This window comes from Pseudomonas sp. LFS074, assembly GCF_047978165.1.
Lineage (GTDB): Bacteria > Pseudomonadota > Gammaproteobacteria > Pseudomonadales > Pseudomonadaceae > Aquipseudomonas > Aquipseudomonas putida_P.
Genome location: NZ_JBFPFV010000001.1, coordinates 692557 through 715057, shown reverse-complemented (window position 1 = coordinate 715057; position 22501 = coordinate 692557). Strand labels below are relative to the sequence as shown.

The 22501-nt window shown below is 62.2% G+C and carries 23 protein-coding genes and 5 tRNA genes; 13 read left to right on the top strand and 15 right to left on the bottom strand.

Going from position 1 to position 22501, the window contains the following annotated elements:
• Positions 1-198 precede the first annotated feature (198 nt).
• The gene (locus ACNQP3_RS03330; RefSeq protein WP_012270391.1) at positions 199-882 is read right to left on the bottom strand and encodes an energy-coupling factor ABC transporter permease; all 684 of its coding nucleotides are present in this window, start codon (positions 880-882) and stop codon (positions 199-201) included.
• A gap of 97 nt (positions 883-979) precedes the next feature.
• Here ACNQP3_RS03330 and ACNQP3_RS03325 point away from each other — a divergent pair, with 97 nt between their 5' ends.
• The 3 genes from ACNQP3_RS03325 (at position 980) to ACNQP3_RS03315 (ending at position 3295) form a co-directional block, all read left to right on the top strand.
• Positions 980-1609: a DUF1780 domain-containing protein gene (locus ACNQP3_RS03325; protein ID WP_003247546.1), complete on the top strand. Its 630-nt coding sequence runs from the start codon at positions 980-982 to the stop codon at positions 1607-1609.
• A gap of 132 nt (positions 1610-1741) precedes the next feature.
• Positions 1742-1915: a DUF3094 domain-containing protein gene (locus ACNQP3_RS03320; RefSeq protein WP_008091951.1), complete on the top strand. Its 174-nt coding sequence runs from the start codon at positions 1742-1744 to the stop codon at positions 1913-1915.
• An 84-nt stretch (positions 1916-1999) separates the two neighbouring features.
• A complete protein-coding gene (locus ACNQP3_RS03315; protein WP_012270390.1) occupies positions 2000-3295 on the top strand; it encodes an NAD(P)/FAD-dependent oxidoreductase in 1296 nt (431 codons plus the stop codon).
• 111 nt (positions 3296-3406) lie between these two features.
• Here ACNQP3_RS03315 and ACNQP3_RS03310 read toward each other — a convergent pair.
• The 8 genes from ACNQP3_RS03310 to rluD form a co-directional block, all read right to left on the bottom strand.
• A tRNA-Lys gene (locus tag ACNQP3_RS03310) sits at positions 3407-3482 on the bottom strand.
• Between the two features lie 5 nt (positions 3483-3487).
• Positions 3488-3564: transfer RNA gene (locus ACNQP3_RS03305), tRNA-Pro, on the bottom strand.
• A gap of 46 nt (positions 3565-3610) precedes the next feature.
• Positions 3611-3686: transfer RNA gene (locus ACNQP3_RS03300), tRNA-Lys, on the bottom strand.
• A gap of 5 nt (positions 3687-3691) precedes the next feature.
• Positions 3692-3768: transfer RNA gene (locus ACNQP3_RS03295), tRNA-Pro, on the bottom strand.
• Between the two features lie 4 nt (positions 3769-3772).
• A tRNA-Asn gene (locus tag ACNQP3_RS03290) sits at positions 3773-3848 on the bottom strand.
• A 402-nt stretch (positions 3849-4250) separates the two neighbouring features.
• Positions 4251-6815: an ATP-dependent chaperone ClpB gene (gene clpB / locus ACNQP3_RS03285; protein WP_012270389.1), complete on the bottom strand. Its 2565-nt coding sequence runs from the start codon at positions 6813-6815 to the stop codon at positions 4251-4253.
• A 139-nt stretch (positions 6816-6954) separates the two neighbouring features.
• A complete protein-coding gene (gene pgeF, locus ACNQP3_RS03280) occupies positions 6955-7695 on the bottom strand; it encodes a peptidoglycan editing factor PgeF (RefSeq protein WP_060494322.1) in 741 nt (246 codons plus the stop codon).
• The gene (gene rluD, locus ACNQP3_RS03275) at positions 7692-8654 is read right to left on the bottom strand and encodes a 23S rRNA pseudouridine(1911/1915/1917) synthase RluD (RefSeq protein WP_041166635.1); all 963 of its coding nucleotides are present in this window, start codon (positions 8652-8654) and stop codon (positions 7692-7694) included. The genes pgeF and rluD overlap by 4 nt, the downstream gene beginning before the upstream one ends.
• A 147-nt stretch (positions 8655-8801) precedes the next feature.
• Between rluD and ACNQP3_RS03270 the strand changes: the two genes are divergently transcribed.
• From ACNQP3_RS03270 to ACNQP3_RS03235, 8 genes are all read left to right on the top strand, one after another.
• Positions 8802-9821: an outer membrane protein assembly factor BamD gene (locus tag ACNQP3_RS03270; protein WP_012270386.1), complete on the top strand. Its 1020-nt coding sequence runs from the start codon at positions 8802-8804 to the stop codon at positions 9819-9821.
• Positions 9822-9915: 94 nt separating this feature from the next.
• A complete protein-coding gene (locus ACNQP3_RS03265) occupies positions 9916-10146 on the top strand; it encodes a PP0621 family protein (RefSeq protein WP_012270385.1) in 231 nt (76 codons plus the stop codon).
• 184 nt (positions 10147-10330) lie between these two features.
• A complete protein-coding gene (locus ACNQP3_RS03260; RefSeq protein ID WP_060494323.1) occupies positions 10331-11095 on the top strand; it encodes a FadR/GntR family transcriptional regulator in 765 nt (254 codons plus the stop codon).
• Between the two features lie 90 nt (positions 11096-11185).
• Positions 11186-12388, top strand: a complete 1203-nt coding sequence (locus tag ACNQP3_RS03255; RefSeq protein WP_012270383.1) for an ABC transporter substrate-binding protein — start codon at positions 11186-11188, stop codon at positions 12386-12388.
• Between the two features lie 65 nt (positions 12389-12453).
• Positions 12454-13314, top strand: a complete 861-nt coding sequence (locus tag ACNQP3_RS03250; protein WP_012270382.1) for a branched-chain amino acid ABC transporter permease — start codon at positions 12454-12456, stop codon at positions 13312-13314.
• Position 13315: 1 nt separating this feature from the next.
• Positions 13316-14335 (top strand): branched-chain amino acid ABC transporter permease, encoded by a 1020-nt coding sequence (locus ACNQP3_RS03245; protein ID WP_179027052.1) that lies wholly within the window; start codon positions 13316-13318, stop codon positions 14333-14335.
• Positions 14335-15087: an ABC transporter ATP-binding protein gene (locus ACNQP3_RS03240; protein WP_041166365.1), complete on the top strand. Its 753-nt coding sequence runs from the start codon at positions 14335-14337 to the stop codon at positions 15085-15087. Before ACNQP3_RS03245 ends, ACNQP3_RS03240 begins: the two co-directional genes overlap by 1 nt.
• A complete protein-coding gene (locus ACNQP3_RS03235) occupies positions 15087-15782 on the top strand; it encodes an ABC transporter ATP-binding protein (protein WP_012051120.1) in 696 nt (231 codons plus the stop codon). The genes ACNQP3_RS03240 and ACNQP3_RS03235 overlap by 1 nt, the downstream gene beginning before the upstream one ends.
• Positions 15783-15800: 18 nt before the next feature.
• Here the strand turns inward: ACNQP3_RS03235 and ACNQP3_RS03230 are convergent, their stop codons facing one another.
• The gene (locus ACNQP3_RS03230) at positions 15801-16550 is read right to left on the bottom strand and encodes a helix-turn-helix transcriptional regulator (RefSeq protein ID WP_006119203.1); all 750 of its coding nucleotides are present in this window, start codon (positions 16548-16550) and stop codon (positions 15801-15803) included.
• Positions 16551-16814: 264 nt separating this feature from the next.
• Here ACNQP3_RS03230 and ACNQP3_RS03225 point away from each other — a divergent pair, with 264 nt between their 5' ends.
• A complete protein-coding gene (locus ACNQP3_RS03225) occupies positions 16815-18113 on the top strand; it encodes a Zn-dependent hydrolase (RefSeq protein WP_416470116.1) in 1299 nt (432 codons plus the stop codon).
• Between the two features lies 1 nt (position 18114).
• A complete protein-coding gene (locus tag ACNQP3_RS03220; protein WP_264316782.1) occupies positions 18115-19524 on the top strand; it encodes an amidase in 1410 nt (469 codons plus the stop codon).
• Positions 19525-19637: 113 nt separating this feature from the next.
• Here ACNQP3_RS03220 and thiO read toward each other — a convergent pair whose 3' ends face one another.
• The 5 genes from thiO to ACNQP3_RS03195 are packed head-to-tail and all read right to left on the bottom strand — an operon-like array spanning position 19638 to position 22441.
• Positions 19638-20735, bottom strand: coding sequence for a glycine oxidase ThiO (gene thiO, locus ACNQP3_RS03215; RefSeq protein ID WP_069943434.1), 1098 nt, complete (start codon positions 20733-20735; stop codon positions 19638-19640).
• Between the two features lie 54 nt (positions 20736-20789).
• Positions 20790-21179: a type IV pilin protein gene (locus ACNQP3_RS03210; RefSeq protein ID WP_012270376.1), complete on the bottom strand. Its 390-nt coding sequence runs from the start codon at positions 21177-21179 to the stop codon at positions 20790-20792.
• Position 21180: 1 nt separating this feature from the next.
• The gene (locus ACNQP3_RS03205; protein WP_012270375.1) at positions 21181-21624 is read right to left on the bottom strand and encodes a hypothetical protein; all 444 of its coding nucleotides are present in this window, start codon (positions 21622-21624) and stop codon (positions 21181-21183) included.
• Positions 21621-22262, bottom strand: a complete 642-nt coding sequence (locus ACNQP3_RS03200) for a PilW family protein (RefSeq protein WP_012270374.1) — start codon at positions 22260-22262, stop codon at positions 21621-21623. Before ACNQP3_RS03200 ends, ACNQP3_RS03205 begins: the two co-directional genes overlap by 4 nt.
• The gene (locus ACNQP3_RS03195) at positions 22259-22441 is read right to left on the bottom strand and encodes a prepilin-type N-terminal cleavage/methylation domain-containing protein (protein WP_264316781.1); all 183 of its coding nucleotides are present in this window, start codon (positions 22439-22441) and stop codon (positions 22259-22261) included. The genes ACNQP3_RS03200 and ACNQP3_RS03195 overlap by 4 nt, the downstream gene beginning before the upstream one ends.
• Positions 22442-22501 lie beyond the last annotated feature (60 nt).

Genomic DNA, 22501 nt, shown 5'->3' with positions numbered 1-22501 from the left:
CGGTTGTGCCGGGCCCCTTGCCCCAGACCAAATCCTTGAGACTGGCGCGGTACCTGTAGGAGCGGCCTTGTGTCGCGATGGGCTGCAAAGCAGCCCCAGCAATTGTTGCTCTAACGCCAAAAACGGGGGCTGCTTTGCAGCCCATCGCGACACAAGGCCGCTCCTACAGGGTCCCCCACTATTTTCTAGACCGCATGATCACCGCTCATCTTCCTTCCAGGGCGCCTGCAGGTACCGTGTGCGGTTGAAGGTTTCCAGCCATTCCGGGCAGAACACCACCAGCGCACTGATGACCATGCCGTTGATGAACGCTTCGGGGAACATCATCAGCCACAGGTAGCCGACAAAGTCGCTGAGCCACTCCGGCAGGGCAAAGCGCCCATCCAGCCACAACACCCCCAGCGCCGCAGGCACACAAACCAGCACGGTCAGCGCGGCCGGGAAGAACCCCGAACAGAAGATATAAACGAACAGGTTGCGCGGCTGGGCACGTTCGACCAAGACCGCGCACACTTCGGTAATCAGCACCGGCAAGCCCACCAGCAACAAGCCATTCACCCCCAACGCTGCCAAGTCCTGACGCCCCAACACGAGCAAACCAAGCTGGGCCATGACCCCGCCCAGCACCGCCAGCGGCCAGTCCAGCAACAGGGTGACCGCCGTCATGCCAATGAAGTGGTAAGACACCCCGGTATCGAAATCGCGCCTCACCAGCCACAGTGCGAACAGGCAAAAGACTGTGCCAAACAGCAAATGCTGACGGCGCCGGTCGGTGAACAGCTCAACCCAGCGAACCCGGCTTACCGCCCAGATCAGCAATGGCACATAACCCAGCCAACCAAGGGTAACGGTGGTGCCGGACAACACCTGCGCGCTGATCACCTGACAAATACCCCTATCGATGCTATGGACAATCCCAGTCTACACCCATTCAAATTCAGCATCTTATCGTCATGGTTTAACGGCTAAGCTTGTCTGCATGGATGACTCAGACTACCTGCGCCTGCTTACCATCCAGGCCGAACAAGCCAATGCCTTTCTCTCCAACGCCCGCAAGTGGGAGCGGGAGCGTTGGGTGTGCCAGCGCCTGTTGCAGGGGTTGAACATTCCCTATCGCAGCGAGGACTTCACCCCAGCCGGCCAGGAGCCGCCGGACGTGTTGTTCCGCGACGCGGCCTTCGAGGTATTTTTCGTGCTCGACGAGGGCCGCCGACTGAACGATGAATGGCGCGAAGAGCTGCAGCGCAGGCGCAGTGCGTTTTCCTTGGCGCAGCTGGTGCGGCGTGAAGCACGCCCACGGCGCATCAGTGCCACCGAATTGCTGGGGCGCCTGGCGCCGACCTTGCGCAAGAAGGCGCACAATTACCGGGAACGCGGGCTGGAGCTGAACGAGCTGGACATCATCGCGTTCTCCAGCCTCAAGCGCGAAGTGCTCGACCTCAACACCCACTTCCCGCCGCCCACCGAGTACCTGCGCCAGGGCTGGCGCTCACTGTCGCTGGTCGGGCCAACCTTTGCCCGGGTGCTGTTCGCCCACCCTGACGCGCCAGACTTCCTGCGCGGCAACCTGGGCCGCAGCATCGTCTTCGACGTAGGCATCAGTCTTTGATCCAGTGCAGCGAATGTTTGCGATGGCGTACACTCGGCGCCAGGGATAGAAAGCATTATCATTTGTTTCAAGCGCTTGCGCGAACGCTGTAGCGTTTGCGCAGTCACAAACGTCTACCTGACGAGGCCCACCATGACCAGCCGCCTGAACCCGGAAGATCAGCGTCGTGTCGATGAGTATCTGCGAGCCCCCCAGCACCAAGTCGAGCGCAGGCCCTTCCGGCCGTGGCTGCTCCTTGTGCTGGTGCTGGCCGTGACCATCGGGTTGGGTCTCATCAGCCGCCTGCTGAGTGGACTGGTGCTATGAGCTGCTTCGCGCTCGCCCTTCCCTCGTGCAGTTTGCGGCCGCCCCTCTGGGGCACGAATTCCGTAAACCTTATGAGATATTCCCATGACTCATCGCATCGTGATTGTCGGCGGCGGCGCCGGCGGCCTGGAACTGGCGACCCGCCTGGGTAAAAGCCTGGGCAAGCGCAAGCAGGCCGACATCACCCTGGTCGACGCCAACCTCACGCACATCTGGAAGCCATTGCTGCACGAAGTGGCCGCTGGCTCGCTGAACTCCTCGGAAGACGAACTGAACTACGTGGCCCAGGCCAAGTGGAACCACTTCAATTTCCAGTTGGGGCGCATGAGCGGCCTGGACCGTGAAGGCAAACAGATTCAACTGGCCGCCACCCTCGATGAAGAGGGCCGCGAGCTGTTGCCTGCGCGCACCCTGGGCTACGACACCCTGGTCATCGCCGTGGGTTCCAACACCAACGACTTCGGCACCCTGGGCGCAGCGCAACATTGCCTGTTCCTGGATACCCGCAAGCAGGCCGAGCGCTTCCACCAGCAACTGCTCAACCACTACCTGCGCGCCCACGCCGGCGACGTGGCCAGCGAAAAAATCAGCGTAGCCATTGTGGGCGCCGGTGCCACCGGTGTGGAGCTGGCGGCCGAGCTGCACCATGCTGCCCACGAGCTGGCGGCCTATGGCCTTGACCGCATCCAGCCCAAAGACATGCACATCACCCTGATCGAGGCCGGCCCGCGCGTACTGCCGGCGCTGCCGGAGCGCATCAGCGTGCCGGTGCACAAGACCCTGGAGAAACTCGGGGTGAAGGTGATGACCAACGCCGCGGTCAGTGAAGTGACCGAGGACGGCCTGAAAACCAAGGACGGCGAAGTGATCCAGGCCAGCCTCAAAGTGTGGGCGGCGGGTATCCGTGCGCCAGGCTTCCTCAAGGACATCGATGGCCTGGAAACCAATCGCATCAACCAGCTGGTCGTGCGCCCTACCCTGCAAACTACCCGCGACGACAACATCTTCGCCTTCGGTGACTGCGCCGCCTGCCCGCAACCCGGCAGCGACCGCAACGTACCGCCACGGGCCCAGGCTGCGCACCAACAGGCTTCGATGCTGGCGCAAAGCCTGAAGGCGCGGCTGGAGAACAAGGCGCTGCCGACCTACGAGTACAAGGACTACGGCTCGCTGGTGTCGCTGTCGCGCTTCTCGGCGGTGGGCAACCTGATGGGTAACCTGATGGGCAGTGTGAAGCTGGAAGGCTGGCTGGCGCGGATGTTCTACGTGTCGCTGTACCGCATGCACCAGATGGCGTTGTACGGGTTCTTCCGCACGGCGTTGATGATGCTGGGTAGCAAGATTGGCCGGGGTACAGAACCGCGCTTGAAGCTGCACTGACAGTTGCCGGGGGCGCTTAGCGCCCCTCTCGCGGCGCAAGGCCTGCAAGGCAGGCCCAACATTCTGACAGGCAAAGAAAAAGGGCATCTCTTGCGAGATGCCCTTTGTTCATGGTGGGTCGTGTAGGATTCGAACCTACGACCAATTGGTTAAAAGCCAACTGCTCTACCAACTGAGCTAACGACCCAAAAATGGTCGGGGTGAGGGGATTCGAACTCCTGACATCCTGCTCCCAAAGCAGGCGCGCTACCGGACTGCGCTACACCCCGGGTCTTTCAAAAAAAAGGGCATCTCTTTGAGATGCCCTTCTTTACATGGTGGGTCGTGTAGGATTCGAACCTACGACCAATTGGTTAAAAGCCAACTGCTCTACCAACTGAGCTAACGACCCAAAAATGGTCGGGGTGAGGGGATTCGAACTCCTGACATCCTGCTCCCAAAGCAGGCGCGCTACCGGACTGCGCTACACCCCGAGATTGGCTCCGCGACCTGGACTCGAACCAGGGACCCAATGATTAACAGTCATTTGCTCTACCGACTGAGCTATCGCGGAACTGAACTTCGGTACAACTCCGAAGACTGTGTTCGCTTCGGACTCTTTAGCTGCTTCGCTTTCGCGTTGTCGCTGCTGAGGCCGGCTATTCTACATTCTTCGTTTTGCTTGTCAACCACTTTTTTTCATTCAACTTACTGATTTGTAAGTTGTTTTGCGGTCACCGTTGTTGCTGGTGATTCGCTTAGTGCCTGACAACGCGGCGTATATTAGGGGCACTCTAAATATGATGCAAGCAAAAATTTCAAAAATTTCAGCAAGTTATCCAAAGCGGCCGGAAAGCCCCGGTTTTACTGGGCTGTGCCGGCTTCTTCGCTGGCAAACCCGCCCCTCTCGGTATCCACAGCGCCTGTAAAGAAGCAAAAAAAAGCCCCGCAGGTGCGGGGCTCATGAGGATGCAAATTAGCCAAAGACGATTTCGTCGCCTTCCACCTTGGCGGTAATCGCCGCACCCGGCACAAACTTGCCTGCCAGGATCAGCTGCGCCAATGGGTTTTCGATCCAGCGCTGGATTGCCCGCTTCAGCGGCCGTGCGCCGTATACAGGGTCGTAACCCACGGCAATCAGCTTGTCCAACGCGTCCGGGCTCAAGCTCAGCGACAGTTCGCGCTCCAGCAGACGGCTGCGCAGGCGGCCCAGCTGAATCTCGGTAATGCCAGCGATCTGCTCACGGCCCAGTGGCTCGAACACCACCACTTCGTCGATGCGGTTGATGAACTCCGGACGGAAGTGCGCACCCACCGCATCCATCACCGCCGCACGTTGCGCCTCGCGGTCACCCACCAGCTCCTGAATCTGCGCCGAGCCCAGGTTGGAAGTCATCACGATCACGGTGTTGCGGAAGTCCACGGTGCGCCCATGACTGTCAGTCAGGCGGCCGTCTTCCAGCACCTGCAGCAGTACGTTGAACACATCCGGGTGGGCCTTCTCCACCTCGTCCAGCAGCACCACCGAGTATGGCTTGCGCCGTACAGCCTCGGTCAGGTAGCCGCCCTCTTCATAACCTACATAGCCTGGCGGTGCACCAATCAGGCGAGCCACGGAGTGCTTCTCCATGAACTCGGACATGTCGATGCGCACCATCGCCTCTTCGGTGTCGAACAGGAACTCGGCCAGCGCCTTGCACAGTTCGGTCTTGCCCACGCCGGTAGGGCCGAGGAACAGGAACGAACCACTTGGCCGGTTCGGGTCGGACAGCCCGGCACGCGAGCGGCGCACGGCGTTGGCCACGGCGGTTACCGCCTCGCCCTGACCGATCACGCGCTGGTGCAGCAACGCTTCCATCTTCAGCAGCTTCTCACGCTCGCCTTCGAGCATCTTGGCCACGGGAATACCGGTCCACTTCGACACCACTTCGGCAATTTCTTCCTCGGTCACCTTGTTGCGCAGCAACTGGTTCTCGGTCTTGCCGTGCTGGTCGACCATCTGCAGGCTGCGCTCCAAGTCCGGGATCACCCCGTACTGCAGTTCGGCCATGCGGCTCAGGTCGCCTTTGCGACGGGCGGTTTCCAGCTCCTGGCGAGCCTGCTCGATCTTTTGCTGGATCTGCGCCGAGCCCTGCACTTCGGCTTTTTCCGAGGCCCAGATTTCCTCCAGGTCGGAATACTCACGCTCCAGCCGCTCGATTTCCTCGGTCAGCTTCTCCAGGCGTTTTTTTGCCGCTTCGTCTTCTTCTTTCTTCAGTGCCTGCGACTCCACCTTCAACTGGATCAGGCGGCGATCAAGGCGGTCGAGCACTTCCGGCTTGGAGTCGATCTCCATACGGATACGGCTGGCCGCTTCGTCGATCAGGTCAATGGCCTTGTCCGGCAGCTGGCGGTCAGTGATGTAGCGATGGCTGAGCTTGGCCGCAGCGATAATTGCACCGTCGGTGATGGCCACCTTGTGGTGCACTTCATAGCGCTCTTTCAGGCCACGCAGGATAGCGATGGTGTCTTCCTCGCTCGGCTCCTCTACCAGCACCTTCTGGAAACGGCGCTCCAGGGCGGCGTCCTTCTCGATGAACTGGCGATACTCGTTCAGCGTAGTGGCACCGACGCAGTGCAGCTCGCCGCGGGCCAGGGCCGGCTTGAGCATGTTGCCGGCGTCCATGGCGCCCTCGCCTTTGCCAGCGCCGACCATGGTGTGCAGTTCGTCGATGAACAGGATGATCTGGCCTTCCTGCTTGGACAGCTCGTTCAGCAGGCCTTTCAGACGCTCTTCGAACTCGCCGCGGTATTTGGCACCGGCAATCAGCGCCCCCATGTCCAGCGCCAGCAGGCGCTTGCCCTTGAGGCCGTCTGGCACTTCACCATTGATGATGCGCTGGGCCAGGCCCTCGGCGATGGCGGTTTTACCCACGCCAGGCTCACCGATCAGCACCGGGTTGTTCTTGGTACGGCGTTGCAGTACCTGCACGGTACGGCGGATTTCATCGTCACGGCCGATCACCGGGTCCAGCTTGCCTTCTTCGGCACGCTTGGTCAGGTCGACGGTGTACTTGTCCAGGGCCTGGCGCGATTCCTCGGCGTTGGCGTCATTCACTGCCGCGCCGCCGCGCAGGTTGTTGATGGCGTTTTCCAAGGCTTTCTTGGTCACGCCCTGGCTCAGCAGCAGTTTGCCGAGTTTGCTGTTCTCGTCCATGGCGGCCAGCAGTACCAGTTCGCTGGAAATGAACTGGTCACCCTTCTGCTGGGCCAGGCGGTCGGCCTGGTTGAGCAGGCGCGCCAGGTCCTGCGACATGTTCACATCGCCGGTGGGGTTCTGGATTTTCGGCAGTTGGTCGAGTTCTTTCACCAGCCCTTGGCGCAGGCTGTTGATGTCGAAGCCTACCTGCATCAGCAGAGGCTTGATGGAGCCGCCCTGTTGTTCAAGCAGCGCCTGTACCAGGTGCACGGGCTCGATGGCAGGGTGGTCCATGCCAACGGCCAGGGACTGGGCATCGGATATTGCAAGTTGCAGCTTGCTGGTCAAACGGTCTATTCGCATGGTGTACCTTCCTTTAAAGGGCAGGTCGGAGCGATGGACAGCGCCTGTTTATGAAGAACCTGCCTGAGATGACCTTATAGATAAGGTTGATTCTGGAAGATTCAAGCGTAGCGGGGTTGACCGAAGTCAACCTGTTGGATTAGCGAGGCTCCAGCCACACCAAGGATGCAAACCGCCCACCCTGCGGGGTACGGCGATAGGAGAAGAACCGCTGATCGCTGACCGTGCAAAAGCCACCGCCATAAACGGCAGTGACGCCACGAGCAGCCAGGCGAATACGCGCCAGCTCATAGATGTCGGCCATCAGCTTGCCCGGCCGCTCGCCCTCGACAAACGCCCGGGCGGCTTCTGGATGCACGGCAGTGAAGGCATCGCGCACTTCCAGCCCTACCTCGAACGCCTGCGGGCCAATGGCCGGCCCCAGCCACACCAGCACCTCTTCCGCCGGCAGTGCCAGGCGGTCCAAGGTGGCTTCCAGCACACCGCCAGCCAGCCCACGCCAGCCTGCATGTGCCGCGGCCACACGGGTGCCCGCGCGGTCACAGAACAGCGCAGGCAGGCAATCGGCAGTCATCACGGTGCAGGCAATGCCAGGCTGGTCGGTCCAGCTGGCGTCGGCCTCGGCCACCACGGCTGGGTCGGCAGCCGCCACCACCAGGCCATGTACCTGCTTCAGCCAGGCCGGCTGAATGGCGAACGGGGCGCTGAGGCGACGGCGGTTCTCGGCGACGGCGGCAGGGTCGTCCCCCACGTGGTCGCCAAGGTTGAAGGTTTCATAAGGCGGCAGGCTGACGCCGCCCTGACGGGTGGTGACACAGGCGCGAACCGAGGCCGGGGCCGGCCAGTCGGGGATCAGCAGCGACTGCGCCAGGCCACTCATCCGATGAAGCTCTCGCGGTCCTGGTTCAAAAGCGACAACAACCAGACGAAGTCATCCGGCAGTGGCGACTCCCACTTCATGATTTCACCGGTAATCGGGTGGGCCAAGGCGAGGAAACGCGCATGCAGCGCCTGGCGCGGGAAGGTCTTGACCGCCTCGACCATGGTTGGGCTGGCAGCCGGCGGAATACGGAAGCGCCCGCCGTACGTCTGGTCGCCAACCAGAGGGAAACCTACATGGGCCATGTGCACGCGTATCTGGTGGGTGCGGCCGGTTTCCAGCTTCACTCGTACATGGGTGTGCGAGCGGAAGCGCTTGAGCACACGGTAATGGCTGACCGCCGGCTTGCCGCCGTCGGTTACCGCCATGCGCTGGCGCATGCCGCCATGGCGGCCAATGGGCGCGTCGATCTTGCCACCGGCTGTCACCACACCAATCACGATGCACTCGTAGATACGGCTGACCTTGCGGGCCTGCATCTGCTCGACCAGCTTGGTCTGCGCCTGCAAGGTCTTGGCCACCACCATCAAGCCGGTGGTGTCCTTGTCCAGGCGGTGAACGATACCGGCGCGCGGCACGTTGACGATGTCTGGCACGTGGTGCAGCAGCGCATTGAGCAGCGTACCGCTGGCATGCCCGGCGGCCGGGTGCACGACCAGCCCGGCAGGCTTGTTGATCACCATGATATGGTCGTCTTCGTAGACGATATCCAGTTCGATATCTTCTGCGATCCACTCACCCTGGGCCTCTTGCTCGGCCTCCAAGGCAAGCAGCGAACCGCCATAGACGAGGTCTCGAGGGCGCACGACTGCACCATCGACCGTCAGGCGGCCCTCTTTGATCCACGAAGTTAGCCGCGAACGCGAGTACTCGGCGAACAATTGGGCGGCGACCTGGTCGAGGCGTTGGCCGCCCAGTTCGGACGGTACCTCTGCGCTAAGTTGAATGATCTCGGACATGCTCGATTCGGCGGGCGCACAGCCTTTGGTTTCGGCTGCGAGCTTGTGGTTAAATACGGCTTCTTTTGTCCCGGGGTTGGCCGGGGCGCTCATCATAACAGGACGGCACCGCCCAAGACAGCGGCCGTCAAAGGGACGCAAGCCGCCATGCAAGTGAAACACCTGCTGCTGATCGCCATCCTCGGGCTTACCGCGGCCTGTTCCTCTAATAAAGAGGTCATTGACGAGAACCTCAGCGAGGCCGAGCTGTACCAGCAGGCCCAGGCTGATCTGGACAACTCCAGCTACACCAGCGCCGTGAACAAGCTCAAGGCCCTGGAATCGCGCTACCCGTTCGGCCGCTATGCCGACCAGGCGCAGCTCGAGCTGATCTACGCCAACTACAAGAACTCCGAGCCTGAGGCCGCCAAGTCGGCCGCCGAGCGCTTCATCCGTCTGCACCCGCAGCACCCGAACGTCGATTACGCCTACTACCTCAAGGGCCTGACCTCGTTCGACCAGGACCGTGGCCTGCTGGCGCGCTTCCTGCCACTGGACATGACCAAGCGTGACCCGGGCGCCGCCCGCGACTCGTACAACGAGTTCGCCCAGCTGACCAGTCGCTTCCCCAACAGCCGCTACGCGCCAGACGCCAAGCAGCGCATGATCTACCTGCGCAACCTGCTGGCCTCGTACGAAATCCACGTGGCCGATTACTACCTGAGCCGCCAGGCTTACGTAGCTGCCGCCAACCGGGGCCGCTACGTGGTCGAGAACTTCCAGGAAACCCCATCGGTCGGTGACGGCCTTGCAGTGATGGTCGAGTCGTACCAGAAAATGCACCTGGACGAACTGGCCGCCAGCAGCCTGGAAACCCTCAAGCTCAACTACCCGGACCACCCGAGCCTGGTCGATGGCGAGTTCCAACCCAAGCAGACCGAGTCTGACGGCCGTGGCTGGCTGTCCAAGGCCACCCTGGGCCTGATCGAGACCGACGCCCCGCTGCCGCCGGGCGAAACCCGCGCCAACCAGGACGTGGTCAAGCAGTTCCAGGACGCGCGTGACGAGATGCCGCAAGAGCTGCTGCCTAAAGACGAAAACGGCGACCCGATCGTGCCGGAAGGCCCGAAAGAGGCCGAGAAAGACCGCTCCTGGTTCAGCTACATGACCTTTGGTCTGTTCGACTGACCCACAGCGGTAAATGAAAGGGAAGCCTTGGGCCTCCCTTTTTTATTGGCCGCGTCCTAGACTGTCGGCTTCTTCAATCGACAAGCTGGACACCATGGTTCGCCTACTTTTCTGGATTGCCCTGATCGCCGCCGCGTTCTGGCTGTGGCGCAAGTTCAAAGTCAGCCAACAGTCGCACCCCGAGGCGAAGCTGGATGCGCCGCTGAAGATGGTGCGCTGCGCCCATTGCGGTGTGCACCTGCCCAACGACCGGGCACTGCAGCAAGGCAACGATTGGTATTGCAGCCAGGCACACTTGCAGCAAGGCCCTGGCCGCCAGAACTGAACACAAAGCCCGCTGTGGAGCGACCTTGCGTCGCTCCTACACTCGCTACGCATACTCCTGCCGATACTTATCCCTCCCCGACCCTTTCACACCATTTACGACCCCTCCCCCGCCGCCAGCATTGACCCACCCCAGTAAAATTCGCTAAATCCTATTTATCCGCATAAATATGAAAAATAGCGAAATGCTCAAACCCAAACGCAAGCGCCAGAAGCTGTCCGATGTGATCGTCGAATCGGTCAAGCGCTCGATCGTCACCGAAGCGCTGCACCCAGGCGATCGCCTGCCCACCGAACGTGAGCTGATGGAGCATTTCGAGTGTTCCAAGGGCACCGCCCGCGAAGCGCTCAAGGCGTTGGAGGTCGAAGGCCTGGTGAGCACCCGTACCGGGCCGACCGGCGGCGCCTACCTGAACGAAGTGGGCACCGAACCGGCCAGCCGTGCGTTGCGCAACTACCTGCACTTTCAACACCTGGACGGCGAGCAGGTGTACCAGCTGCGCAAAGTCATCGAGGTGGAGCTGGCGGTCTCGGTGATGGGCAAGCTGAGCGAAGCGGACTATGCCGTGCTGCAGGCCAACATCGATTTCTGCAGCGCGCCGGAAGACAGCGAAGAAGGCCAGCGCGAGCAGCGCCTGGCCGAGCTGGAGTTCCACACCTTGCTGGCCGACCGCTGCCCCAACCCGTTGCTGCGTTTCATGGCGGTGTTCCTCAATGACCTGTTGCGCGACCTGGTAGTGCTGAAAAAAGCCTACCTGCCCAAGCGCCAACAGTTCGCCGCCGCCAATATCGACTACCACAAGCAACTGCTGACCGCCCTGCGCGCCAGCGACGAACCCGCTGTACGCCGGCTGATGCACGAACACATGTGCGACGCCGAGCACCACATGACCGCGCTGGAAGGCGAGGTTGCCCGTAACTTCCTGCTGGAGTTCAACCACAACCACTGATGCGCCTGGAAAGAGGCCTGCACACAGGCCCGGCCGTACCCGCTTTGTCATTGCCACTCCTGCCTAATAACCACAACCAAGGAGTTACTCATGCAAAGACGTACCCTGCTCAAGGCAGGCCTTGCCCTGGGTGCCTTAGGTAGCCTCCCCTTGGGGGCGCACCGGGCATTCGCCGACCAACCGTTGACCTTCTATGGGCTCAAGTCCATGTCGGGCGCCTTCGCCAGCTACGGCAAGTACGCCGACATGGGCTCGCGCCTGGCCATTGCCGAATACCCCCAGCTGCTCGGCCACCCGCTCAAGTACAAAGTCATCGACACCGAAGGCAACGCCGGCAAGGCGGTGCGCAAGGTACAGGAAGCCATCGGCCAGGATGGCGCACGCTTCTTCCAGGGCTGCACCCTGTCCTCCTCGGCACTGGCGGTGTCGAAGGAAATCCACAAAGCCGGCGGCGTGTTCATGACGCCTGTGGGCGCCGACGAAATCACCGGCAAAGACTGCAACGCCTCGACCTTCCGCTGGTCGGTGCCCACCTACGGCGCCATTCGCGAAACCTTGGTGCCGATGATCCGCCAACTACCACAGGCCAAGCGCTGGTACACCATCACCCCGCAATACGTGTTCGGTGACGCGTTGCTGGACAATGCCCGCAAGGTGTTCGCCGAGCTTGGGGTGGAACACATCGGTAACAGCTACCACTCGCTGCAGGAGCAGGAATTCTCTGGCTACCTGACCAACGCCATCGCCGCAAAACCCGACGTGCTGGTGTTGCTCAACTTCGGCAGCCAGGCCTCCAACGCCCTGCGCCAGGCGGTCAACTTCGGCATCAAGGACCGCATGAAAGTGCTGATGGTGTGGTCTGCCGGCCTCGACCAGTTCCAGGAGCTGGGCAGCGACGTGCTCGAGGGCGTGTACCTGGGCGCGCAGTACTGGCACCAGGTCGATACCCCGTTGAACAAGCAGTTGGTCGCCGCCACCCGCAAGGCTTACGGCATCAACCCCAACTACCCACTGGCCGCTGACTACATCGGCACCAAGGTCATGCTCGAGGCCATCGTCAAGGCTGGCAGCCTGGACGGTGCCGCCGTGTCTGCGGCATTGCAGGGCATGCGCTTCCAAGGCCCGACCGGCGAAGAACTGATCCGCCCGGGTGACCATCAGGTGCTCAAGGATTACTACCTGCTGCGCGGCAAGCCCCAGGGGCAGATGCGCGACGAGGACGACCTGGCCGAAGTCATCAGTTCGGGCCGCTCGTTCGTCGAGGTCGACCACACCGGTTGCGCCCTGGCCTGAAGCCGCGGCGTTAGTCACAAACACTTGTACAGGCAGCCGCCTCGCGCGCTGTCGAGGGCACGCTCATGCTCGATTTGTACCTGTTCCAACTGCTCAACGGCCTGGGCCTGGGGATGATCTACTTCCTCATCGCCGTGGGCCTGACGATCATTTTCGGCCTGCTCAACTTCGTCAACTTCGCCCACGGTGCGTTCTTCTTGCTGGGCGCCTACCTGTGCTACACCGCCGTAGCGATAACCGGCAACTTCTGGCTGGCGCTGCTGATTGCGCCGCTGGTAGTGGCCGCACTGGCGTGGGCGGTCGAGCGCCTGTTGATCAAGCGCATCTACCACCTGCCGCACACCTTCCAGATCCTCGTCACCCTCGGCATCGCACTGATCATCCAGGAAGCCTCGGTGCTGATCTGGGGCCCGGTGGGCAAGAACATTGCCGTACCGCCGGAGCTGCGCGGCGTGCTGATCCTCGGTGACTTCATCTACCCCTACTACCGCCTGTTCCTGATCGGCTTCGCCGCGCTGATCGGCGTTGGCTTGTGGTTGCTGCTGGAGCGCACCCGCTTCGGCGCACTGGTGCGCGCGGGTAGCGAAAGCACCGAAACCGTATCGCTGCTGGGCACCAATATCTTTCGCCTGTTCTCCCTGACCTTCGCCCTGGGCGTGGGCCTGGCCGGCGTGGCGGGTGTGCTGTTCGCACCACTACGCGGGGCCCAGCCTTTCGTCGGGCCGGAGATCCTCGGCATTGCCTTCGTGGTGGTGGTGATCGGCGGCATGGGCTCGTTCGGCGGTGCGCTGGTTGGCGGCCTGCTGGTGGGTGTGGTGCAAAGCATGATGACCAGCCTCTGGCCGCAAGGCGCCAGCCTGATGATCTACGGCGCCATGGCCGCAGTGATCCTGGTCCGTCCCTATGGCCTGTTTGGGAGAGCCTGACATGAGCGAGAAAAACCCATTGCCAGTCGCCAAGGGCCGCGCCCCGGCACTGCTGTTGCTGGTGGTTGCCAGCCTGGTGGCGCTGCCGTTGCTGCTGCCTTCGGCCACCCTGGCCACCGAAATCCTGATCTTTGCCCTGGCCGCCCTGGCCTGCAACCTGCTGCTCGGCTACACCGGCCTGCTGTCGTTCGGCCAGGGCATCTTCTTTGGCGTGGGCGCCTATGGCGCGGCGCTGCTGATGATTCACCTGCACTGGGGCATGTTCGCCGCGCTGCTTGGCGCAGCCGTGTTCGGCGCCTTCCTGGCACTGCTGGTGGGCGCATTGGCGATCCGCCGCACGGGCATCTACTTCGTCATGCTGACCCTGGCCTTCAGCCAGATGGCCTATTTCCTGGCTTATACCCTAAGCGGCTGGACCGGCGGCGACAACGGCCTGCTCGATGTGCCCCGGCCCAACATCGAAATCGCCGGCCATGTGCTGGTCGACCTGGCTGACCCTCGGCATTTCTATGTGTTCGTCGCCGTGCTGTTCCTGTTGATTTTCGCCGCTGCCTTGCGGGTGATCCGCTCGCCATTCGGCAGCACCCTGCTGGCTATCCGCGAGAACGAGACCCGCGCTGCCGCCATTGGCTACGACACCCGCCACTTCAAGATCCTGGTGTTCATGCTGTCGGGGGCCATCACCGGCATCGCCGGCGCGCTGTACGCCATGCTGCTGCACTTTGCGCCGCTGTCGAACATCGACCTGATGATGAGCGAGAACATCCTGATCATGACCATCGTCGGCGGCACCGGCTCGTTGTTCGGCTCACTGCTGGGGGCCGGCGCCATCGTGCTGCTGGGTGACGTGCTGTCGGAGCTGTGGCCACGCTGGCTGATGCTGCTGGGGGTCATCCTGATTCTGGTGGTGGTGTTCATGCGGGGCGGCCTGTGGGGTGGACTGGCCGAACTGGGCAAGCGCCTGCTGGCCACCCGCAGTGCCAATGACAAATCCCAGGCCAAGACCAAGGAGACCCTATGATGAGCGACTACCTCCTGGAAACCCGCCAACTGGAGCTGGCCTACGGGCCGTTCAAGGCAGTCGCAGGCGTTGACCTCAAGGTCCGCGCCGGCACCATCCACACCGTCATCGGCCCCAACGGTGCTGGCAAGACCAGCCTGTTCCACTGCTTGACCGGCGAGCGTCAGGCCACGGCGGGCAAGATCCTGTTCAACGGCCAGGACATCATCCGCAAGCCGTCCCACGGGCGGGTGGCGCTGGGCATGGCGCGTTCGTTCCAGCTCACCAGCCTGTTCCAAAACCTGTCCGTGCGCGAAAACCTGCGCTTGGCCGCCCAGGGCCGAGACGGCCTGGGCGCCCTGAATTTCTGGCGCAGTGTGGAGCACAAACGCAGCCACTGGAACACCGCCGACCAGGTGCTGGAACGCCTGAAGCTGAGCGCCCGCGCCGAAACCCTGGCCGGCGAGCTGTCACACGGCCAGCAACGGGTGCTGGAAGTGGGCATGTCGATCTGCGCCAAGCCCACCCTGCTGATGCTCGACGAACCCACCTCGGGCATGGGCATCGACGACATTCCGGTGATGACCGACCTGATCAGCGACCTCGGCCGCGACCACACCGTGCTGCTGATCGAGCACAACATGAGCATCGTCATGTCGATCAGCCAGCGCATCACTGTGATGAGCCACGGCCAGATTCTGGTCGAGGGTACCCCTGAACAGGTGCGCAACGACGAGCGCGTACGCACCGCCTACCTTGGAGAGGCCGCCTGATGCTCAACGTCGATTCGATCCACTCCTATTACGACAAGAGCCATGTGCTCGAAGGTGTCTCGCTCAAGGTTGAAGCAGGCGAACTGGTGACGCTGCTCGGGCGCAATGGTGCCGGCAAGACCACCACCCTGCGCAGCATCCTTGGCATCGTCCGCCCACGGCAGGGGCAGATCAGCTTCAACGGCCAACAGTTGGTCGGCCGTGAAATCTTCGATATCGCCCGGCTTGGTATTGCCCTGGTGCCTGAGCACCGTGGCATCTTCCGCCAGCTCAGTGTGGAAGAGAACCTGAAGATAGCCGTGCGCAAGGCCAGCCGCTGGCAGCTGGAGGACGTCTACAGCATGTTCCCACGGCTCAAGGAGCGGCGCCGCAATGGTGGTTTCGCCCTGTCCGGTGGCGAGCAGCAGATGCTGGCCATCGCCCGCGCCCTGCTCAACGGCCCCAAGCTGCTGATCCTCGACGAACCCACCGAAGGCCTGGCCCCGGTGATCGTCGACGAGCTGGTGAAGATCCTGCGGCGGATCAAGGACGAAGGCCTGTCGATCCTGCTGGTGGAGCAAAACCTGATGGTCTGCGATGCACTCGCCGATCGCCATTACGTGCTTGAACAGGGCCGGGTCGCCTACCAGGGCAGCGCCGCGCAGTTCCGCGAGGACCCAAGCATCAAGAACCGTTACCTGGCCCTGAGCGCCTGAAAGGAGAACGCCCATTCACTACCTGGCCGCTGACGCTGCCGGTCTGATAAGATCCAGTTCTACACCCAGTCTGATAGCCTGTCGGGCGTTACTGACGCCCAGTTTCACGACCACATTCTTGATGTGAAACTTCACGGTACTCACAGAAATGCCCGTAATAGCGGCAATCTCAGCATAGGTTTTGCCCATACTCGCCCAGTACAACACCTCATTTTCACGCGAGGAAAATATCGTTTTGTCCGCGCTCTGATTTAACGCCGGGGCTCGCTCGCCTTCGGTACCGGCCAGGCGGTACATCTGCTCGTTAAAATCAATCAGCAGCATCTGCATCGTGCCCTGTTCGGCAGCAAGGCGTTGCTCCAGCGCAGTCTGATCGTTGCCTTTAATGATCACGGACAACAGAGCAAGGTTGTTCATGTGGTCATGCAGGACATAGGTAAAGCCGTTAACGATGTTGTATTGCTTGGATAAAGAGAAAATTTTGGTGAACCGCAGGTCGGACATCAGCGTAATATTCTCATCCCAGGCAAACGGCGAGGTGCGTTTAAAGGCCGTGAGAATAACCGGATCGGTCAGCTGAAAGTTGTTAGCGCGGTATAACCTAATCCATTCGTCAGGATAACTGGAAATAATCAGAACATTTGAAGGATTTTTTTTGCTCACAACAGTGTAAGCGTAATCCGGACTACCCAGCGGAGATAACTTTCTCTGTATGTAAGTCTGAAGCGTATCCGTTATTGTTTGATTTTCAAGGAAAAAAGAAAACATTCAGGCTCCATGCTGCTTCTTTTACTTAACGTGGACTTAACCTGCACTATAGTACAGGCAAGATGATACTTAAGAGTAACTTACAATGAATCATTCAGAGGTTACAATGGCTTCAGTTGTTTAGCGGTAAAAAAAAACCTGACCTGTACGGCCAGGTCGCTAAAACAGCCAACACTAGGGAAAACGTCCGGCCAGACGTCACAAAATATAAAGTGATGCTGGCCGGGACACTCATAGTAACATCTTTGAAACATTTGTACAAACATTCACGGTTACTCAATCTGCAGGAACACCCGCACCGATCCTTCGCAGCACTTGCTTGGCCAAGGTTCACTGGTCAGCCGCGAGCGCCTTTGGCAATCGCTGATGGACCTTGCCCAGCTCGGCGCCACTGCCAAGGGTGGCGTGTGCCGCCTGGCCCTGACCGACCTCGACCGCCAGGCCCGCGACCTGTTCGTACGCTGGTGCGAAGAGGCCGGCTGCACGGTCAGCGTCGACGCCATCGGCAACATCTTTGCCCGTCGCCCCGGCCGCAATCCTTCCCTGCCGCCGGTCATGACCGGTAGCCATATCGATACCCAACCCACCGGCGGCAAGTTCGATGGCTGCTACGGCGTCATGGCAGGCCTTGAGGTGATGCGCACGCTCAACGACTTGAAGCTGACCACCGAAGCCCCACTGGAAGTGGTGGTGTGGACCAACGAAGAAGGCTCGCGCTTCCCGCCCTGCATGATGGGCTCGGGCGTGTTCGCCGGGAAGTTCGGCCTGCAGGAGACCCTGGACAAGGTCGACGAGCAGGGCGTGTCGGTTGGCGCGGAGCTGCAGCGCATCGGTTACGCCGGCCCACGCGTGCCGACCGGGCATGCCGTCGGCGCCTACTTCGAAGCGCATATCGAACAGGGCCCGGTGCTGGAAGACCAGCGCACCACCATTGGCGTGGTTCAGGGCTGTCTGGGACAAAAGTGGTTCGACCTGGTGCTGACCGGCGTCGAGGCACATGCCGGGCCCACCCCCATGCACCTGCGCAAGGACGCCCTGGTCGGCGCCGCCGACGTGGTGGCTGCGGTCAACCGCACGGCCCACGCCCACCAGCCACATGCCTGCGGCACAGTGGGCTGCCTGACCCTGCACCCAGGCTCGCGCAACGTCATCCCAGGCCAGGTGCAGATGACCATCGACCTGCGCCACCTCGACCCCAAGCACCTCGCCGCCATGGTCAGCGAAGTACAGGCCGCCATCGAAAGCAGCACGGCCAAGCACGGGCTGAGCTACACGCTGACCCCGACCGCCGACTTCCCGCCGCTGTATTTCGCCGAGCAGTGCGTGGACGCCGTGCGCCAGGGCGCGCGCGAGCTGGGCTTGAGCCACATGGATATCGTCAGCGGCGCCGGCCACGATGCCATCTTCCTCGCCGAGCTGGGCCCGGCCGGGATGATCTTCGTGCCGTGCGAGGGCGGCATCAGCCACAACGAAATCGAAAATGCCGCACCGCAGGACCTGGCCGACGGCTGTGACGTACTGTTGCGCGCCATGTTCCAGGCCGCCAACCCGGGAGCCCGTTGAGATGACCCAGAAAACCGCGATTGGCGAGTTCACTGCCGTCGAACTGCTCGAGCTGTACCAGCGCCGCCAACTGTCCCCAGTCGAGGTAGTCGACGATGTGCTGGCGCGCATCGACCTGCACAACCCGGCAGTCAACGCCTACTGCCATGTCGACGGCGAAGGGGCCCGCGCCGCCGCCCGCGCCAGCGAACAGCGCTGGCAACGTGGCGAACCCTGTGGCCGGCTGGATGGCGTACCCGCTTCGATCAAGGACCTGACCCTGACCCGTGGCATGCCCACCCGCAAAGGCTCGCGCACCACCTCGAGCGCCGGGCCATGGGACATCGATGCGCCCTTCTCCGCGTTCATGCGTGAGGCCGGGGCGGTGCTGGTGGGCAAGACCACCACGCCGGAGTTCGGCTGGAAAGGGGTAACAGACAATCCGCTGTACGGCATCACCCGCAACCCCTGGGATACCAGGCTGACTGCCGGCGGCTCGTCGGGTGGTGCCGCGGCAGCCGCGGCGCTGAACCTGGGTGTGCTGCACCAGGGCAGCGATGCCGGTGGCTCGATTCGTATTCCCTGCGCCTTTACCGGCACCTTCGGCATCAAGCCAACCTTCGGCTATGTGCCGCAGTGGCCAGCCAGCGCCATGACCGTGCTGTCGCACTTGGGGCCAATGACGCGCACCGTGGACGACGCGGTGCTGATGCTCGATTGTGTCGCTCGCCCCGATGCCCGTGATGGCCTGGCCGGTGCACCACGGCAGACACCGTGGCTGGGCCAGCAGCAAGACCTGAGCGGCCTGCGCATCGCCTACAGCGCGAATTTCGGTTACGTGCAGGTCGACCCGCAGGTCCAGGCGCTGGTGGCACAAGCGGTGCAACGCCTGGCGCGGCTGGGTGCGCAGGTAGAGGAAGTGGACCCTGGCTTCAGCGACCCGCTGGAAACCTTCAACACCTTGTGGTTCGCCGGCGCGGCCCGCCTGGCCGGCGCGCTCAGCGAAGAGCAACGGGCGCTGCTGGACCCTGGGCTGCGCTGGATTGCCGAGCAAGGGGCGCAGATCAACCTGCGCGAATACACCCAGGCGCTTGAGGCGCGGGCAGCGTTGATAGCGAAGATGAATGCCTTCCACCAGCGCTATGACGTGCTGCTATCCCCCATGCTGCCGCTGGTGGCATTCGAGGCTGGGCACAACGTGCCGCCTGGGTCGGGGATGGCGCAGTGGATGGAGTGGACGCCGTTCAGCTACCCCTTCAACCTGACGCAACAGCCGGCGGCATCGGTGCCTTGCGGGTTTACCCGCGAAGGGTTGCCGGTGGGCCTGCAGGTGGTGGCCGGGCGCTTCGCCGATGAGCAGGTGCTGCGGGTGTGCAAGGTGTATGAACAGCATTACCCAAGCCGGCACTTGCAGGCTCCTATTACCGGTTGAGCGCTCTAACAGGCTCGCTGGCCCTTTCGCGGGTAAACCCGCTCCCACAGGGATCACACGGTTTTCAAACCTGTGCTGCACCTGTGGGAGCGGGTTTACCCGCGAAGAAGCCCTCAGCCCAAACGACCTTCTGGCGCATAAGGCGCCGGGTCGATAATCGGCTCGGCCCCGGTCAGCAAGTCGGTAAACAATTGGCACGAAGCCGGTGCCAGCACCAGCCCATTACGGTAATGCCCGCAGTTCAGCCACAACCCCGCATGCCCCGGCACCGGCCCGATATACGGAATACCTTCCGGCGAGCCCGGCCGCAGCCCAGCCCAGTGCGCCACCACCGTGGCCCCCTCAAGCTCAGGCAGCAACTCCACCGCCGATGACTTCAGGCTGTCCAGCGCATCCCCGGTCGGGGTCTTGTCATAACCGGCATGCTCCAGCGTACTGCCCACCAGAATGTGCCCATCACGCCGTGGGATCGCATAGCGCCCCTTGGCCAGCACCATACTCGGCAAGAAGTCGTCGGCGCACTTGAACAGGATCATCTGGCCCTTCACCGGCTCTACCGGCAGTTCGAGGCCAAGGGTACGCAGCAGGTCACCACTCCAGGCGCCAGCGCTGAGCACCACTTCATCCGCCACCAGCACGCCGTCGGCGGTCTGCACCCCGGTCACGCGCCCGTCCTGCTGCACGAAACCGGTGATCTGGCAGTGTTCGCGCAAGGTCACGTTAGGCAGCGCCAGCAGCGCCGCCTTCAGCGATTTGACCAACCGTGGGTTGCGCACATTGGCCACCCCAGCCATGTAGATGGCGCGCTTGAAGCCCGGGCCCAGCACCGGCACCGCGTCATAGGCCGCCGAGATATCCACGGCGCTAAGCGGTCGCTGCTCGCGCTCGGCCCAGGCCAACGCTTCGGCCTCGTCGTCCAGATCGAGCCAGTACAGCCCAGTGGTGTGCACTTCGGGGTCGACGCCGGTGCTGGCGAACAAGCGCTCGCCCAGCTGTGGATAAAAGTCTTGCGACCAGTGCGCCAGGGCGGTCACCGCCGGGCTGTAGCGCCATGGGTACAACGGCGAAACAATGCCACCGCCAGCCCAGGACGACTCGCGGCCAACCTCGCCCTGATCACACACCACCACCTGGCCGACCTTTGCCGCCAGGTTGAACGCCGTCAGCAGGCCAATCACCCCGCCGCCGACCACCACTACTTGCTTGTTCATCTGTCGATCCAACACCTGAAGTAAAACCGCGATGCACCGGGCATCATTCAACCTTCAGCTTCCCCAGCAGTGCTCGCTGCCACCAACGGCACCGGGGTTGCTGCGCGCGCCAGCCTGGTCGAGCTGGAAATCGCCACAGCCATCCTGTGCCATCAGCCCATTCGGCAGCCGCCGGGCGTGCAGCGTGAAGGTGTCGCTGCCGCGCTGGGCCTGCAGGCTGTAGTAGCGGGTACCGTCGGGCAAGGCCGGGTCGCCCTCGGCATACTCGCCGGTGCGCACGCGGTGGCGCTCCAGACGCAGGGCGGCATCATGCAGCAGGCCAACCACTTCGCTGCGCGCGGCTCGCCGAAGCTGGTCGCTGTAACTGGGGTAGGCAATGGCTGCCAGAATGCCGGTCACGGCCAGCACAATCAACAACTCGATCAGGCTCAAGCCTTGCTGCATGTCAGTCTCCTCTGAGTCTTTGTCGCCAGGCCATGCGTTGCATCTTGTCGTCGGCCACGGCGTAGACGGCTTCCAGTACCTGTCGTGACTGGGTTTGTTTGCTCACGGCGGTTATCCGAAACAGGGTGGCCTGCGCGCGCTTACTCGGGCCAAGATTCTGCAGGTGGAAATAGCCCTCTTGCGTGCTGTGCCACTGCCCGGCCAGGTCGTGCGGTCGAGCTGGCGGCATGCACGCGGAACACGGATCAGGAGGTGCACGCTTGATCTCGGCCTCCCCTGCTTGCAAGGTGGCCTCCGCTTCTTCGAGCGCCAGCAGACCATCGCGCAGGTGACCGGCCATTCGCGTTTCCACCAAGGCATCACTCAGGGCTGAGGCCGCCAGCAAGCCGAGCAGCAGGCTCAGTACCAACGCCAACAGCAGCACGACACCGCGTTGACGCTTCATGGCCCCGGCACCGAGTTGCGCAGCGCCACGCTAAGCTCATGGCGCTGTTCGAGTTTGAGCGTGGGCTCGTACAACGTGAGCGCGATATCCACTCTCACTCCTTCGGGTGTTTGCACACGTTCGAAGCGCGCCTCTCGTACATTCTCGACCAGCGGCTGAAAGCTTCTTCCTCGCTTGAACTTCAGTTGGTTGCCCTGGAGCTGGTAGACGTATCTGCTGATAGGAAACGCCAGTGGATAGCCCTCTTTGGGATCCACATCCACGCTCACTTTCTCGATGCAGTCTGTGTGCAAGAGCCAGTCAGACTTGCCAGCCTGTCCGGGCAACTCCGCTACAACCAGGCTGAGGGTAGTGGAATCAACTTCCAATGGTCGGGCGAAAGCCAACTGTGAGCCCGGGGCGTTGAAGTCGCCTGGACCGAGCTGAAGACAGCCAAACATCCCCGTCATGCGGATGTCCTGCGCCATACGCAGTAATGCCTGACGTGCTTCATCCTGCATACGCACTGCCGTGCTTTGCAGGCGCCAAGCCTGGTGTGCGGAGGTAAAGAGCTGGCTGGCCGCCGCCAGCAGCAGCAACCCGATGGCCAGTGCCATCACAACTTCAAGCAAACCGAACCCAATCTGGCGGCGCCTCATCGCCGCCTCCGCTCAAGCTCGCTATGCGCCGCCATCGCCGCCCGCCCATCACGGCGTGCGCTTTCCGTCGCCTGCAATGCCTGCAACTGCATCGCTGCGGTTGCGAACATGCCCACGGCCACAACCGCGACAACCAACAGCACTTCCAGGAGCGTCATGCCCCGTTGCCTTACGTGCATCCTTGCACCTCCCGTGACTTTTCCTGCAACAGCCTTGGAACCGGCCGACTAGAACGCTTG